The following is a 15,317-nucleotide window of genomic DNA, read 5'->3' on the forward strand; positions in this document are numbered from 1 at the left end:
TGGCAGATGCCGCACGCACGAGCCGGACAGCAGGCGCGCCCCGAGGACCTGACCGATGTGGCACGGCTGGTGACGGCGTACTACGCGCTGCACCCCGATCCGGCGGAGCCCGGCCAGCGGGTGGCCTTCGGCACCTCCGGGCACCGCGGTTCGTCGACCGCCACCGCGTTCAACGAGGACCACATCGCGGCGACGAGCCAGGCCATCAGCGAGTACCGGGCCCAGCAGGGCACGGACGGGCCGCTGTTCCTGGGGGCGGACACCCACGCCCTGTCGGAGCCGGCCCGGGTCACCGCCCTGGAGGTGTTCGCCGCCAACGACGTGCGCGTCCTCATCGACACCGAGGACGGGTACACCCCGACGCCCGCGGTCTCGCACGCCATCCTCACGTACAACCGCGGGCGCACCTCGGGCCTCGCGGACGGGGTCGTGGTCACCCCGTCGCACAACCCGCCGGGCGACGGCGGCTTCAAGTACAACCCGCCGAGCGGTGGTCCGGCCGGGTCGGACGCGACCGGCTGGATCCAGGACCGGGCCAACGAGATCATCACGGGCGGGCTCAAGGAGGTCCGCCGGGTGCCGTACACCCGGGCGCTGGCCGCCCCGACGACCGGCAGGTACGACTTCCTCGGCACCTACGTGGCGGACCTGCCCTCCGTCCTGGACCTGGACGCGGTGCGCGAGGCGGGCGTACGGATCGGCGCCGATCCGCTGGGCGGGGCGTCGGTCGCGTACTGGGGGCGGATCGCCGAGCAGCACCGGCTCGACCTGACCGTGGTCAACCCGCTGGCCGACCCCACCTGGCGGTTCATGACGCTGGACTGGGACGGGAAGATCCGGATGGACTGCTCGTCGCCGCACGCGATGGCCTCGCTGATCGGGCAGCGCGACCGCTACCAGATCGCCACCGGCAACGACGCCGACGCCGACCGGCACGGGATCGTCACCCCGGACGCCGGGCTGATGAACCCGAACCACTACCTCGCCGTGGCCATCGACTACCTGTACGCGCACCGGGAGAACTGGCCGTCCGGGGCAGGCGTCGGCAAGACCCTGGTGTCCTCCGGCATGATCGACCGCGTCGCCGCCGGCCTCGGCCGGGAGCTCGTCGAGGTGCCGGTCGGCTTCAAGTGGTTCGTGGACGGGCTGGCCGACGGCTCGCTGGGCTTCGGCGGCGAGGAGTCGGCCGGGGCGTCGTTCCTGCGCCGCGACGGCTCGGTGTGGACGACCGACAAGGACGGCATCCTGCTCGCCCTGCTCGCCTCCGAGATCCAGGCGGTCACCGGCGAGTCGCCGTCCCGGCACTACGCCGCGCTGACCGCCCGCTTCGGTGAGCCCGCGTACGCGCGGATCGACGCGCCGGCGGACCGTGAGCAGAAGGCGGTGCTGGCGCGCCTCTCCCCCGAGCAGGTCGGCGCGGACACCCTCGCGGGCGAACCGGTGACCGCCGTGCTCACCTCGGCGCCGGGCAACGGCGCCGCGATCGGCGGGATCAAGGTGACCACGGAGAACGCCTGGTTCGCGGCCCGCCCCTCCGGCACGGAGGACGTCTACAAGATCTACGCGGAGTCGTTCCGGGGCGCCGAGCACCTGACCCAGGTCCAGGAGGAGGCCAAGGCCGTGGTCTCGGACGCGCTGAAGGCCTGACCCGGCGGGCCCGGCCCTCCTCGCACGGGTGCGGGGAGGGCCGGGCCCCCGCTCAGGGGGTCCGGACCGTGGGCCTCGGGGCGGTCGCCATGCCGCCGCCGATGAAGAAGCCGGGGTGCGGCGGCTGGTTGTAGGCGGTGTTCTGCCAGGCCAGCGCGGTGCGGTAGGTGGTGTCGTGGAGCAGCGTGGTGATCCTCGTGGTGGTCTCGTACGGCGTGGAGTAGATGCGTAGCGCGGTGTTGTTCGTGGTCGCCCAGACCACCTCCTCGCGCCAGTCGCCGAACAGGTCGCCGGAGATGACCGGGGTGGCCTTGGTGCCGTTGTCGGAGTGGACCGAGGCGCCGGTCAGCAGCCGGGTGTCGCCGGAGGTCCCGTACTTGTCGATGTGGGTGCCGTCCAGCAGTTCCCGGGTGGTGTCACCGTCCCACCAGGCAAGGAAGTTGGTGCTGGAGGGCTTGCGGCTCGCGACCACCGTGCCGTGCGGGTCGCGTATCCCGGAGGCCGCGGACGACCAGGACTCGGCGCCCGCGCTGCCCGCCCAGATGTCGTCGCTGACACCGCGTCCGTTGTCGCCTCCGGCAGGCGTCGACCAGATGATGTGGCCGGTCTTCGCGTCGGCCATCCAGGACGAGGGCTTCGAGCCGTCCTCGTCGACCTTGAACTCCTCCAGGCCCGGCCGCGACGGGTCCAGGTCGCCGACGTGCATGGCGTCGCCGTGGCCGTTCTTCGTGGTCCACAGGGACCTGCCGTTGTCGTCGACGGCCATGGACCCGTAGACGATCTCGTCCTTGCCGTCGCCGTCGACATCGGCCACCGACAGCTGGTGGTTGCCCTGGCCGTCGTAGCCGCGGCCGGTGTTGGTCGAGCTGTTGGTGTCGAAGGTCCAGCGCCGGGTGAAGGCCCCGCCGCGCCAGTCCCAGGCGGCGATCACCGTACGCGTGTAGTAGCCGCGCGCCATGATCAGTGAGGGCCTGCCGCCGTCCAGGTAGGCGGTGCCGGCGAGGAAGCGGTCGACGCGGTTGCCGTAGCTGTCGCCCCAGGAGGAGACGGTGCCGCGCGCGGGGACGTAGTCGACGGTGCCCATGGCGGCGCCCGTCAGGCCGTTGAACATGGTGAGGTACTCGGGGCCTGACAGGACGTAGCCGGAGGAGTTGCGGTGGTCGGCCGACGCGCTGCCGATGACGGTGCCCCGGCCGTCGACGCTGCCGTCGGCGGTCTTCATCGCCACCTCGGCCCGGCCGTCGCCGTCGTAGTCGTACACCTGGAACTGGGTGTAGTGCGCGCCGGAGCGGATGTTGCGGCCGAGGTCGATCCGCCACAGCCGGGTGCCGTCGAGCTTGACGCCGTCCACGATGGTGTTGCCGGTGTAACCGGACTGGGAGTTGTCCTTGGCGTTGGTGGGCTGCCACTTGAGTACGAAGTCGAGTGCGCCGTCCCCGTCGAGGTCGCCGACGGAGGCGTCGTTGGCCTCGTAGGTGTAGGCGACGCCGTCGGGGGTGGTGCCGCCCGGGGGCGGGCTGATGGGCACGTCCTTGTATCCGGCGCGGAACTGGATCGCGTGCACGGAGTCGCCCTGCTCGACGCCGTCGACGACGGCGCGCACGGTGTAGTCGGCCGAGTTGGGGGCGCCGGCGTGGAAGTAGTTGGTCGAGCCGGTGACGGGCGAGGCGTTCACCTTCGTACCGGCGCGGTACACGTTGAAGGCCACGGAGTCGGCGTCGGTGGCGAGCCAGCGCCAGCTGACGAGGTTGCCGGCGTCCGTGTGGACGCTGACGACGCCCCGGTCCAGCGCCTCGGCCTGGCGCGCGGTCGCGGCGTGCGAGGTCTGGCCGGTGACGACCAGTCCGGCGGCGGCGAGGATTCCGGCGGTGACGGCGCCGATCAGGGTGCGGGTCCGGGTGGTACGGCGTCTGCGGGATGTGCGGGTATGCGCAAGAGCCACGGTACGTGCCTTCCGGAGTGGGGGTGGTTGGGGCACTCCTCAGTGGCCGCCGCGCGCGGAAAGGTTGCCGCCCCGCGCGATTTCCCGGTGCTCACCCGTTCGGCGCCGCGCGGTGGCGGGCCCGGTCCCGGCGCGCGCAGGCTGTCCGGAGAGCTGCCGACCGACAGGGGTGGCGGGACCCGTTGGGGGTGCGACGTGTCGGACACCGGTACTACGGCCCCTGGCGCGAACACGGGCGACGACATGGCCGGGGCCCTGCTCGAGACCCTGTTCAGCCAGTCCGCGGTGGGCCTGCACGTCCTGGACACGGATCTGCGGGTGGTACGCGTCAACGCCCTCACCGAGGAGGTCGACCCGGCGGAGCTCATCGGTCTGCACTTCACCGAGGCGTATCTGCTCGACGACCCCGACGAGGCGGAGCGCCTGCTGCGCAAGGTCCTGAAGACCGGTGCGCCGGTGCTGAACCAGCCGGCCCGGGGGCGCGTCGCGCTCGCCCCGGGCCCTTCGCGCAGCCTGACGGTCACCCTGCACCGGCTGGACGCCGGCGAAGGCCGCCCGCTCGGCCTGCTGGCGGCCGTGGTGGACGTCAACGAACGCGAGAAGGCGCACGTCCGGGCGGACGTGCTCACGGCGGTGCGCAGAGGGACCGGCCACTCCCTCGACGTGGCGGCGACCTGCGAGGGCCTCGTGTCGGCGCTGGTCCCCGAGTTCGCCGACCTGGCCGTGGTCGAGGTGGTGGACGAGGTGCTGCGTGGCGCCGATCCGCCGTTGGGCCCGCTGGCCCGGGACGTCCCGTTGCGCCGGGCGGCGGTACGGGGGACGGAGACGGCGTCGGACAACCTCGTCGGTGAGCTGCGCCGGCTGCCCGAGGCGACCCCGTACGCCCTGGCGGTCACGGATCTGCGGCCCCGGCTCGTCCAGCTGGGCCCGGACACGCCCTGGCTGGACGCCGACCCGGCGACGCGGCGGATGATCGAGGCGACCGGGGCCCACTCCCTGCTCGTGGCCCCGCTGAAGCTGCACGGCTCCGTCCTCGGCCTGGTGAGTCTGTACCGGCACCGGGGCGATCCGTACAACGAGCGCGACCTCCCCCTCGCGCTGACCGCTGCCGCCCACACGGCGCTGAGCATCGAGAACGCGCTGCGCTACGCCCGCGAGCACGTGATCGCCTCGACCGTCCAGCGCCGGCTGCTCCCCCAGCACGAGGGCGCCCGGGTGGCGATCGAGACCGCGCACGTCCTGCTCCCCGGCCGCAACAGCGGCTGCTGGTTCGACACCATCGGGCTCTCCGGCGCCCGGACCGCACTGATCATCGGCAATGTGGCCGGGCACGGACTGCAGACCGCCATCACGATGGGGCAGCTGCGCACCGTCATCCACGCCCTGGCGGGGCTCGACCTGGAGCCCGACGAGGTGCTGGCCCGGCTCAACGACACGGCCGACCGGCTGTCGCAGGAGCGCAGATCGCTGCCGCCCGGTGACGCCCTGCACCGTCAGCCGCTGACCGCGACCTGCCTGTACGCGGTCTACGACCCGTTCACCCAGGTGTGCACGGTGGCGCGGGCCGGGCATCCCGCACCGGTGGCCATCGGGCCGGACGGCCGGCCGCTCGCCCTGGACGTGCCGGAGGGACCCGCGCTCTTCTCGGAGGACAACGCGCCCTTCGCGACCGGCTCGGTCCAGCTGGACGAGGGCAGTGTGCTGGCGTTCCTGACCGGGTCGCTGCTGCCCGAGGAGCACTCGGTGGAGCGGGTGCGGGAGGCCCTGGCCCATCCGGAGCGGCCGCTGCGGGATCTGTGCGACGCCATCGTGTACAACCTGCCGGATGAGGCTGATCCGGACGGGGCGGCCCTGCTGCTCGCCCGGACCGGGGTGGTGCCGCCGGAGCGGGTGGCGACCTGGGAACTGGCCCACGAGCGGACGACGCCGGCGGTGGCGCGCACCCTGGTCCGGGACCGGCTGGAGGGCTGGAACCTCGACGAGGACACCATCGAGGCGACCGAACTGATCGTCAGCGAGCTGATCACCAACGCCGTCCGCTACGGCACCCCGCCCCTCCAGTTGCGGGTGCTGCTGGACCGTACGCTCACCTGCGAGGTCCACGACACCAGCCCGGTCGCCCCGCACCTTCGCCACGCACGCACGGTCGACGAGGGCGGGCGCGGCCTGTTCATCGTCTCGCAGCTCGCCAGCCACTGGGGCACCCGGTACAGCACCGAGGGCAAGGCCCTGTGGACGGAGCAGGAGATCCCGGACGAGGACTTCTGACGTCCCTGCGTTCCGGCGCATACGGGTGCGGCGCACCCCGGCCGGTGGGCCGGGACGCGCCGCGGGGAGAGGCCATCGGCGGCGGCCCGGGTTCAGCGGGCCGCCGCCGGTGGGTCAGCGCCGGTGGCCGTGGTGGTGGCGGCCCCAGGACTTGGAGTCGACCTTGTGGCCGCGCGCGTCGCGCAGGGTGGCCGTGTCGCTGTTGTCCCAGACGTAGTTGTGCCGGTCCTGGTAGACGTCGTGGCGGGTGTCGCGGCCGACGCCGGTGTGGACGCGCACCGAGGAGCGGCCGGGCAGGCGCAGGTCGAACTTGTAGGTGCGGTGGCTCGCGTCGCTGAGCGTCCAGTTGCGGAGGTTCACCGTGTGCCGGCCGGTGTTGGTGACGGTGACCCATTCACCGTTCAGGCTCCGGTTGGAGCCGTTGTCGCGACCGGGGCTGTCGTACTGGATCTTGCCCAGGACGACGGTCGGGCGCGGGTCGTGGTGACCTCGGCCGTGGCCGTCGGCGACCGCCGGCAGGGCGGCGGCGGCGACCAGTGCGCCGGAAGCGAGGACGGCGGCGGTGATCCGCCGTGCGTTACGGGACATGAAGACCCCTCAGGTGCAGGCCCGGACCGGTGGGGTCCGGGCGGTTGTTCGTTCCCGGCGTGATGTCGGGAGCCACACCTTGGCCCCGGCGGCGGCCCCGTGGGAACCGCATCGGGGCGTGTTACGAAGTGCGGACATTTCCGTCACACACGGCTGTAGGCGGCATGTAGGGAAACCCGCGGGTACCTGTCAATCCCCGTCCGCAGCAACCAGCCGTACGGCGCCGGATTGACGGGGTCCGTCGCGCGGGCGACGGCCGCCGGTACCCCGTTCGTGGACCCGGCGCGCGGGGCCGGGGGGTCGTAACAAACAGACCACAATGCCTGTTGAACGTCTGTTCCGTTACCGACGGAACGGGCGCACGGGTGTTCCCGGCTTTCCCTCTGCGGGCGCGTCGGGCCGGCCGGCCCAGCCGAGCAGGACCACCGAGCACACGGCGGCGAACGCGCACCACGTGGAGATGAACTCGTACCGCCACAGCGCGGCGCATACCGCCGCCCCGCCCGCGACGAGCACCCCGAGCCACACCAGCCGGCGGTCGCCGGACAGGAGGAGCGAGCCGATGGTCGCCACCAGGTAGCCCGCGACCAGCAGCAGCGGATACGGAAGGTCCACCGCGTAGCCGAGGGTGTGACCGCGCACGTGCGCGGTCACCGGCCGGGTCGCCAGGCAGTACGCGAGGACGCCACCCGTCACGAGACCGGCCGCCAGCGGCAGGGCGAGACGGCGCCGCGCTCGTTCCGGCGCGGCGCAGAGCACGCCCAGCGGAACCCACAACGGCAGCAGCGGCAGGGCGATCACCGCCCAGGCGAGCGTGGCGGGGCCGCCGCCCCCGTCCGCCCGCCAGACCGCGGCCTCGATGATCTGGTGGGCCCCGAGCAGCAGGGGCAGCGCCGCCAGCGGCAGGTCCCTCGCACGTCGGGTGCGTACGACGCAGGCGACGCCGATCGCCGCCACCGCACTGCCTGCGACCAGGTCGGCGCTCGGGCTCCAGCACATGGGGCCACGCTACGGGCCGCCGGGCGTGTTCTCAGGCCGTGGAGTCCGACCAGGCGTACGGCGGCCGAGCCGCACTGTCGGGCCGGGCCGCGCCCGACTCCACGATGGCACGGTCGGCCACGCTCATCAGCTGCCCGGCGACGTCGTGCATCGCGCGGCTCGCCGCGACCTCGTCGCCGATGGTGGGTACGTCGGGGTCCTGGGGGCTGCACCGGGCGACTCCCTGGCCGGTGAGTTTCGCGGTGCCCGTGTCCAGCACGGCCTCCGCCTTGGTCGTCCCGTCGTCCTCCGACAGTTCGACGCGCACCGTCCATTCCAGCGTGCGGTTCATCGCATACCTCCCGCCCGCGCCGGCCGGCGGGCGCGGGCCGCCGCACGGGTCCGCTTCCAGCATCCACCCGACCGGCCGCACCCGCCCGTCCACCGCCCCGGCTGCGTGCGCTCCCCGGCCGAAATAGGATGCTGGCACAGCGACGACCGCGGCAGCCGTGTGGCTACGGCCGCCGGACCGACCGGCCAAGGGTGTCCGGAGCGGCACCCCCTGCACTGCGGAGCGGCCCATGAACCGGCGTCGTCCTCCCCGGTCGGCCAGCTCCGACGAGCTGCTCAGCACCCTCCACGACCTCACTTCCCGGGCCCGGCGCGAGGTGGAGCTGCATCAGGCGAGGGTGGAGCTCGCCGAGGCGCTGCAGCGGGAGATGCTGCCCACCACCCTGCCCTCGCTGCCCGGTCTGCAGCCTGCCGCCCGGTACACCCCGGCGCGCGGCGGCCTGGACATCGGCGGCGACTGGTTCGACGGGTTCGCGCTCCCCGACGGCTCGCTGGCGTTCGCCATCGGCGACGTACAGGGCCACGACGTCGAGGCGGCCGCGTTCATGGGCCAGATCCGCATCGCGATGCGCGCGGTCGCGGTGGCGGCGGCAGACCCGGGCGAGGTCATGAGCCGCACCAACGACCTGCTGCTCGCCGCGGACTCCAACCTGCTCGCCACCTGCACCTTCGTCCGCCTCGACCCCGCCACCCGGGAGCTGCAAAGCGCCCGGGCCGGTCATGTGGCCGCGGTCTGGGCCTCCACCGACGGACGGGCGGGCACCACGGACGACGAGGGCGGGCTGCCGCTCGGTGTGCAGTCCGGCGAGGCGTACCCGGTCACCACCCGCCGGCTCAGCGGCGAGGGCGTGTTCGTGCTGCTGACCGACGGGGTCGTCGAGGGCCCCTCGTACTCCCTGGACGACGGGCTCGACGCGGTGGTGCGGCTGGCGCGCTCCCGGGCGGGCGAGGACGCGGAGGTGCTGGCCGACGCGATCCTGGGCTCCACCGAGCACACCGGGCACGAGGACGACGCGGCGGTGCTCGTCCTGCGCCACGGGGCCGTCGCGGCCGACGGGGGATGAGCCGGGCGCCGGCCGCCCGTGCGTGTCACACCGCCGTCCACCGCGGGCCGGTGTCTGATGGGAACCGTGATCCGCAGCGAGAAGACCCGCCGGTACCTGGTGGCGGCCCTGCGTGTCGTGGCCGTCGCCGCCGTCTACTACGGGGCGGCCCGCCTGGGACTGCTGCGGGAGGTGACCGTCCATGGCGCGGTGGTGTCGCCGCTGTGGCCGCCGACCGGGATCGCGCTGGGCTGCCTGCTGTATCTAGGGGTGGGCGTATGGCCCGGGATCGCGGTCGGCTCGCTGGTCGTCGTGGGCATGCTGGGCGGTACGGTGACGCTGTCCACGCTCGCCGTCGCGGCAGGCAACACGCTCGCGCCCCTGTGCGCGTATGGGCTGCTGCGGCGGACCGGCTTCCGCAGGGAACTGGACCGGCTGCGTGACGGCGTCGTCCTGGTGTTCCTCGGGGCGATGGCCGCCATGGTGATCAGCGCGACCGCGGGAACCGGGATGCTCGTGGTGGACGGCAAGCTGCCCGCCTCCGGCTTCTGGCCCGTCTGGGCGGCCTGGTGGGCCGGTGACGTCATGGGGGTGCTCATGGTCACCCCCGTTCTGCTGGTGCTGCGCCGGGTGCGGACGCCCCGGCTCACGGACCGGTGGGCGGAGGCGGGGGCACTGCTGGTGGTCGCGGTCGTCGGCACGGTGGTGGCGACCCAGAGCTCGCTGTCGATGATCTACCTGGTGTTCCCGATCCTCGTCTGGGCCGCCCTGCGCTTCCAGCTGGCGGGCAGCGCGCCCTGCGCCCTGCTGGTGTCCGTTCTGGCGATCGTGGCGGGGACGGACGGGGCCGGCCCGTTCGCGGGGCACACCATCGTGGAGGTGATGATCAACCTCACGGTCCTGAACGGCGCCGTGGCGCTCACCGCTCTGCTGCTCGCCGCCGTCGTCGCCGAGCAGCAGAACATCCGGCACCGCATCGAGCACGCCTGCGAGGAGCTGGCCGAGGTCGTCGACCAGCTCGCCCCGGGCAGGTCGGCGGCCGCCTGGCCGTCCCGGGCACGCGACGAGCGCGGCAGCCGCTGACCTGGGGCCTTTCGTTGGGTCAGGCCGGCTCAGCGCCGGAAGTACCGGTCCAGGAACGGGTTGCGGAAGACGCCCTGCGGGTCGTAGCCGGACACCAGTGCCTCGAAGTCCGCGTACCGCGGGTACAGCGTGCGCAGCACCTCCGGGTCCGTCGAGAAGACCTTGCCCCAGTGCGGGCGGGCGCCGAACGGGGCCAGGGCCTCCTCGATCGCCTCGGCCACCGGCGCGACGGCCGCCGCGTCGGGCACCCAGGTGAAGTGGAAGGCCACCGAGTCGCGGCCGTGGGCGGGGCTCAGCCACAGGTCGTCCGCCGCGACGGTGCGGATCTCGGAGATCTGGAGCACCGGGGCGATCCGTTCCCGCAGCCGGGCCAGGGCCTCGTACGCCGCCACGGCGTCCGCGCGGGCCACGAAGTACTCCGACTGGAGCTCGTCGCCGTTGCTCGGGGTGAACTCCATCCGGAAGTGCGGCAGCCGCTGGTACCAGGGCCCGGGCACGCCCTGCTGCTGCGTGCAGTTCACCGCGGGCACACCGGGGATCGGGTGCCGGGGGCCGTCGGCGCGCCGGGCACCCAGCCACTCGGCGGGCATGCCGGCCGGCCCCTCGCCGTCCACCCGCTGCTTCAGCCACACCTGCCCGACGGGTCCGGGGCTCCAGTCGGTGAAGACGCTGACGCTGTACGCGGCGGACATCACCTCGTCGAAGCGCGCGGTCAGCGTGGCCTCGGGGAGGTCCTCGTACACCCACTGCTGTACGTCGAAGGCGGGTACCAGGTCCAGCTCCAGCGAGGTCACCACGCCGAGCGCGCCCAGGGACACCACCGCGCCGGCGAAGTCCTCGTCCGCGCGCGCCAGGGTCCGCGTCCCGCCGTCGGCCGTCACCAGGGAGAGTGCGCGCACGGAGCCCGCCAGTGAGCGGTTGCCCACCCCGGAGCCGTGTGTGCCGGTCGCGACGGCGCCGGCGACCGAGATGTGCGGCAGCGACCCCAGGTTGGCCAGGGCGAACCCGTGCTCGTGCAGTTCGGCGGCGAACTCCCCGAAGCGGAGTCCCGCGGTCAGGGCGACCGCCTTCCCCGAGGCGTCGATGTCGACGACGCGCGGCAGCCCCGCGAGCGATACGTGGTCGCCTGTGGTGTCCGCGACGGTGTTGAAGGAGTGCCGGGTGCCCAGCGGGCGTACCGCGTCGGAGGCGGCCACCGCGTCCCGCAGTTCGCGGACCGATCGCGGCACGCACAGCCGCCTCGCGCCGAAAGTGATGTTGCCTGCCCAGTTCTTCTCCGCGGGGGTCACCGTACGTCCTCTTCCACTCGTGGCCGGGCACGTGCTCCCGACGCCGCATTCTCCCAGACCGCCCGGCAGGTCCCGGAGGCGATCGGTCCGAATACCTCCCCCGCAACCGTGTGAGCACGTACCGTAGTTGACCGACCGAGGTACATATCCGCACACCAACCGATTGGGGCGCGTCCCACATACCGACAGGTGCGCACAGAACCTGAGATCCGGTACGGATCGGGACGAGTCACGGATCACCGAGACTGTCTGAACTTCACCGGAACTCCAGCGAAATGCCATGTGTGTGGATATCGTGCACCGGGCGAAGGCCCATCCGTCAGTCCACGGGATCGGCGGATGTGCCCCGTTTGTGGCGATGCAACTGTGACTGGGGGGTTCATGGGGCATGTCGAGCTACCCGAATCCGATATACCGGGGCATGTGGGACTGGCGGGGGCGCCACGACCACGGACCTCGTCCGGCCTTCCGCGGGGCCAGGACTTCGGCCACCCGCGGCAGGCCCCGACCGTACGGCGCGAACGCCGTGCAGGCGCGCCGCGCAATGGTCCCGGCCTGCTGCCCCTGGTGGTGTGCGTGGAATCCGCCGGCCTCGGGTTGCCCGGCTGGCTCGTGCTGCGCGCCGACGGTCAGCCCGAGGCGCTGGCCGGTGCGCTCGCGGCCACCCTGGTGTGGTGCGGGGTCCGGGCCACGCGGGGGCGGTACGAGTTACGCGTGCCGGACCGCCCGCCGGGGGCGCTGACCACACCCGCGGACTGGTTACTGCTCATCGGTGTGCTGGCGGTGCTGTGGACCGTCGTCGAACCGCCCGTCGACCCGGCGGCGGCCGTGGTGGCGCTGATCCCCGGCCTCCTCACGGCGGCGGGCACCTCGTGGGCGCGGCGGCTGTCGCGGTCCGGGCGGCGCCGGACGGCGCGCCGGGTGCTGGTGGTCGGTGAGGCCACTGGGGTGGACCGGGCGGTGCGGCTGCTGACGTCGCGGGAGGACCACGGCTATCGCGTCGTGGCGGCCCTGCCCGTCGGCCCGGCCGCGCTGAGCGTCGAGGTCGCGGTGCCGGGGCGGCTGGCTCCGGCGCCCGCCGACGACGACGCGTCGACGGTGCTGGGGGCGGCCTTCGCCCACGACGCGGACCTGGCGCTGGTGGTCCCGGGCCAGGGGTTCACCGAGGAGCGATTGCGGCGGTTGTCCTGGGGGCTGCACGACGGCGGCCTCGAACTGTCCGTGGTCTCGCACCTCTCGGAGACCGCGGCGGACCGGATCCGCCCCTCGTCGGCGGCCGGGCTCACCCTGCTGCACATCGTGCCGCCGCTGCGCCGGGGGCTCCAGCCGGCCCTGAAGGCGGCGGTGGACCGGGCGGGTGCCGCGTGCGGGCTGATCGCACTGTCCCCGGTGCTGCTGCTGGTCGCCGCGGCGGTCCGGCTCACCTCCAAGGGGCCGGTATTCCACCGGCAGATCCGGCAGGGCCGGCACAACCACCCGTTCGTCATGTGGAAGTTCCGCACGATGGTGGTGGACGCCGAGCGGCTCAGGGCCCGGCTCACGGCGGCGAACGAGAACGACGGCCCGACGTTCAAGATGCGCCGGGACCCACGGGTCACCCGGCTGGGCCGTCTGCTGCGCCGCTCGTCGCTGGACGAACTCCCCCAGCTCATCAACGTGTTGAAGGGTGACATGTCCCTGGTAGGCCCACGTCCGCCGCTGCCGGACGAGGTGTCCCGCTACGACGAGCACGAGCTGCGGCGACTGGCGGTGAAACCCGGGCTGACCGGCCTGTGGCAGGTCAGCGGCCGGTCCGACCTCTCGTGGCAGGAGGCGGTCTCGCTCGACCTCTGGTACGTCGACAACTGGTCGGTGGCCACGGACATGGGGCTCATGGCCCGTACACTGCGCGCCGTCACCGACGGCCGCGGGGCGTACTGAGAGCGGGGGCGGATGCGCGCCAGGGGCAGGGGCCGGGGCCGGGTCGTCCGCCCGTCGTGGACGGGAGCGGGCCACCCGGCCGGGCGGCCGCGGCTACGCGGCTTGCTGCCGGAGCCACCAGGTGTACGTCTCCGCGATGCCCTCCTTGAGCGGGGTGCGCGGTGCGAAGCCGAGGGAGGTCAGCCGGGACACGTCCAGGAGCTTGCGCGGGGTGCCGTCGGGTTTGCCGGTGTCCCAGACGGTCTCTCCCTGATACGACGTCACCTCGGCGACGGTCGCGGCGAGTTCACGGATGGTGAGGTCCTCGCCGCAGCCGACGTTGACGGGCGCGTCGTCGTCGTAGAGCTCCAGCAGGAGCACGCAGGCGGCGGCGAGGTCGTCGACGTGCAGGAACTCACGCCGGGGGTTCCCGGACCCCCAGAGCGTGACCGCCGGTGCCCCGGACTCCCTGGCCTCGTGGAAGCGGCGGATCAGGGCGGGCAGGACGTGCGAGGTCTCCAGGTCGAAGCTGTCGCCGGGTCCGTACAGGTTGGTCGGCATGGCGCTGATGTAGGAGGCGCCGTACTGGCGCCGGTAGGACTGCGTCTGCACGATGCCGGCGATCTTCGCCAGCGCGTACGCCTCGTTGGTGGGCTCCAGGGTGCCGGTGAGCAGGGCGCTCTCCGGGATCGGCTGCGGGGCGCGCTTCGGGTAGATGCACGAGGAGCCGAGGAAGAGCAGCCGCTCGGTCCCCGCCGCGTGCGCGCCGGCGATCACGCTCAGCTGGATGCGCAGGTTGTCCTCGATGAACTGCACGGGGTACGTGCTGTTGGCCATGATCCCGCCGACCCGGGCGGCCGCCAGCACCACGGCGTCCGGTCGTATGTCGCGCAGAAAGGCGGCGGTCCCCCCGGCGTCCCGCAGATCGAGGCGGTCACGGCCGCGCGTGATCACCTCGTGGCCGTCGGCGGTGAGGCGGCGTGCCACCGCCGACCCGACCAGGCCCCGGTGGCCTGCCACGAACACGCGGGCGCCGGGGCGCAACAGGGACGGGACTCGTTCCCGGGAGGAGCCGGGGAGATCAGTCGTCATGCTGACGGATTGTGCCAGCAGCCGGGTGAAACGGTGATGTTTTGCCACGGATCGCTCAGACCTTGAGATTCCATGACCAACTGCCTCACGGGCGACCGCAGAAGGGGGAAACGTGGCGAAGACCGCGCTCATCACCGGGGTGACCGGACAGGACGGTTCGTATCTGTCCGAGCTCCTGCTCCAGAAGGGATACAGGGTCCACGGTCTGATCCGCCGTTCGTCGAGCTTCAACACCGAGCGGATCGACCACATCTACCAGGGCCCGGAGCAGGAGAACCGGTCGTTCGTGTTACACCACGCCGACCTGGCCGACGGGGTCGCGCTGGTGAACCTGCTGCGGGACATCCGGCCCGACGAGGTGTACAACCTGGGCGCCCAGTCGCATGTACGGGTCTCCTTCGACGCGCCGCTGTACACGGGTGACGTCACGGGGCTCGGCACGATCCGGCTGCTCGAAGCGGTACGGGCCAGCGGCATCGACGCCCGGATCTACCAGGCGTCATCGTCGGAGATGTTCGGCGCCAGCCCGCCCCCGCAGAACGAGCTGACCCCCTTCCACCCGCGCAGCCCGTACAGCGTGGCCAAGGTCTACTCGTACTGGGCGACGGTCAACTACCGCGAGGCGTACGGCATGTTCGCGGTGAACGGCATCCTGTTCAACCATGAGTCGCCCCGGCGCGGGGAGACCTTCGTGACCCGGAAGATCACCCGTGGTGTGGCCCGGATCAAGGCCGGGCTGCAGACCCGGCTGCACCTGGGCAACCTGGACGCGGTGCGCGACTGGGGTTACGCCCCCGAGTACGTGGACGCGATGTGGCGGATGCTCCAGTGCGACACCCCGGACGACTACGTGGTGGCCACCGGCGAGGGCGTAAGCGTGCGGCAGTTCCTGGAGTACGCCTTCGAGCACGCCGGCCTCGACTGGCGCGAGTACGTCCGATACGACGCGAAGTACGAGCGGCCCAGCGAGGTCGACGCGTTGATCGGGGACGCCTCGAAGGCCGGGCAGTTGCTGGGCTGGAAACCGGCCGTACGGGCGCGGGAGCTGGCCCGGATCATGGTCGACGCCGATGTGCGCCGGCTCGCCGACGAACTCGCCGGAACCGCCGTGCGGGTCGACAGATAACCGACTCCGGC

At 72.7% G+C, this 15,317-nt stretch carries 12 protein-coding genes; 6 read left to right on the plus strand and 6 right to left on the minus strand.

What is annotated here, in order from left to right:
- Positions 1–6: 6 nt before the first annotated feature.
- A complete protein-coding gene (pgm, locus tag OG242_RS01795) occupies positions 7–1,647 on the plus strand; it encodes a phosphoglucomutase (alpha-D-glucose-1,6-bisphosphate-dependent) (protein WP_405896438.1) in 1,641 nt (546 codons plus the stop codon).
- A 52-nt stretch (positions 1,648–1,699) separates the two neighbouring features.
- Here pgm and OG242_RS01800 read toward each other — a convergent pair whose 3' ends face one another.
- On the minus strand, positions 1,700–3,589 hold the full coding sequence (locus tag OG242_RS01800; protein ID WP_405896439.1) for a rhamnogalacturonan lyase: 1,890 nt from the start codon (positions 3,587–3,589) through the stop codon (positions 1,700–1,702).
- A gap of 195 nt (positions 3,590–3,784) precedes the next feature.
- Between OG242_RS01800 and OG242_RS01805 the strand changes: the two genes are divergently transcribed.
- Positions 3,785–5,857 carry a SpoIIE family protein phosphatase gene (locus OG242_RS01805; protein ID WP_405896440.1) on the plus strand — a complete coding sequence of 691 codons (2,073 nt, stop codon included), beginning with the start codon at positions 3,785–3,787 and terminating at the stop codon, positions 5,855–5,857.
- A gap of 114 nt (positions 5,858–5,971) precedes the next feature.
- On the opposite strand, the gene OG242_RS01810 is transcribed toward OG242_RS01805, so the two are convergent.
- From OG242_RS01810 to OG242_RS01820, 3 genes are all read right to left on the minus strand, one after another.
- A complete protein-coding gene (locus OG242_RS01810) occupies positions 5,972–6,445 on the minus strand; it encodes a lamin tail domain-containing protein (RefSeq protein WP_405896441.1) in 474 nt (157 codons plus the stop codon).
- A gap of 342 nt (positions 6,446–6,787) precedes the next feature.
- The gene (locus OG242_RS01815) at positions 6,788–7,444 is read right to left on the minus strand and encodes a DUF6629 family protein (RefSeq protein ID WP_405896442.1); all 657 of its coding nucleotides are present in this window, start codon (positions 7,442–7,444) and stop codon (positions 6,788–6,790) included.
- A gap of 31 nt (positions 7,445–7,475) precedes the next feature.
- The gene (locus OG242_RS01820) at positions 7,476–7,775 is read right to left on the minus strand and encodes a DUF1876 domain-containing protein (protein ID WP_405896443.1); all 300 of its coding nucleotides are present in this window, start codon (positions 7,773–7,775) and stop codon (positions 7,476–7,478) included.
- Between the two features lie 229 nt (positions 7,776–8,004).
- Here OG242_RS01820 and OG242_RS01825 point away from each other — a divergent pair, with 229 nt between their 5' ends.
- Positions 8,005–8,838, plus strand: a complete 834-nt coding sequence (locus OG242_RS01825; protein WP_405896444.1) for a PP2C family protein-serine/threonine phosphatase — start codon at positions 8,005–8,007, stop codon at positions 8,836–8,838.
- Between the two features lie 66 nt (positions 8,839–8,904).
- Positions 8,905–9,900 carry an MASE1 domain-containing protein gene (locus tag OG242_RS01830; protein WP_405896445.1) on the plus strand — a complete coding sequence of 332 codons (996 nt, stop codon included), beginning with the start codon at positions 8,905–8,907 and terminating at the stop codon, positions 9,898–9,900.
- Positions 9,901–9,929: 29 nt separating this feature from the next.
- On the opposite strand, the gene OG242_RS01835 is transcribed toward OG242_RS01830, so the two are convergent.
- Positions 9,930–11,189: a D-arabinono-1,4-lactone oxidase gene (locus OG242_RS01835; protein WP_405896446.1), complete on the minus strand. Its 1,260-nt coding sequence runs from the start codon at positions 11,187–11,189 to the stop codon at positions 9,930–9,932.
- Positions 11,190–11,612: 423 nt separating this feature from the next.
- On the opposite strand from OG242_RS01835, the gene OG242_RS01840 reads away from it, so the two are divergent.
- The gene (locus OG242_RS01840; RefSeq protein ID WP_405896447.1) at positions 11,613–13,109 is read left to right on the plus strand and encodes a sugar transferase; all 1,497 of its coding nucleotides are present in this window, start codon (positions 11,613–11,615) and stop codon (positions 13,107–13,109) included.
- 93 nt (positions 13,110–13,202) lie between these two features.
- Here OG242_RS01840 and OG242_RS01845 read toward each other — a convergent pair whose 3' ends face one another.
- Positions 13,203–14,180: a GDP-L-fucose synthase family protein gene (locus OG242_RS01845; RefSeq protein WP_405896448.1), complete on the minus strand. Its 978-nt coding sequence runs from the start codon at positions 14,178–14,180 to the stop codon at positions 13,203–13,205.
- Positions 14,181–14,292: 112 nt separating this feature from the next.
- Between OG242_RS01845 and gmd the strand changes: the two genes are divergently transcribed.
- Positions 14,293–15,306, plus strand: a complete 1,014-nt coding sequence (gene gmd / locus OG242_RS01850; protein WP_405896449.1) for a GDP-mannose 4,6-dehydratase — start codon at positions 14,293–14,295, stop codon at positions 15,304–15,306.
- Positions 15,307–15,317: the final 11 nt, after the last annotated feature.

The sequence above is a fragment of the Streptomyces sp. NBC_00727 genome (assembly GCF_045161745.1).
GTDB lineage: Bacteria > Actinomycetota > Actinomycetes > Streptomycetales > Streptomycetaceae > Streptomyces.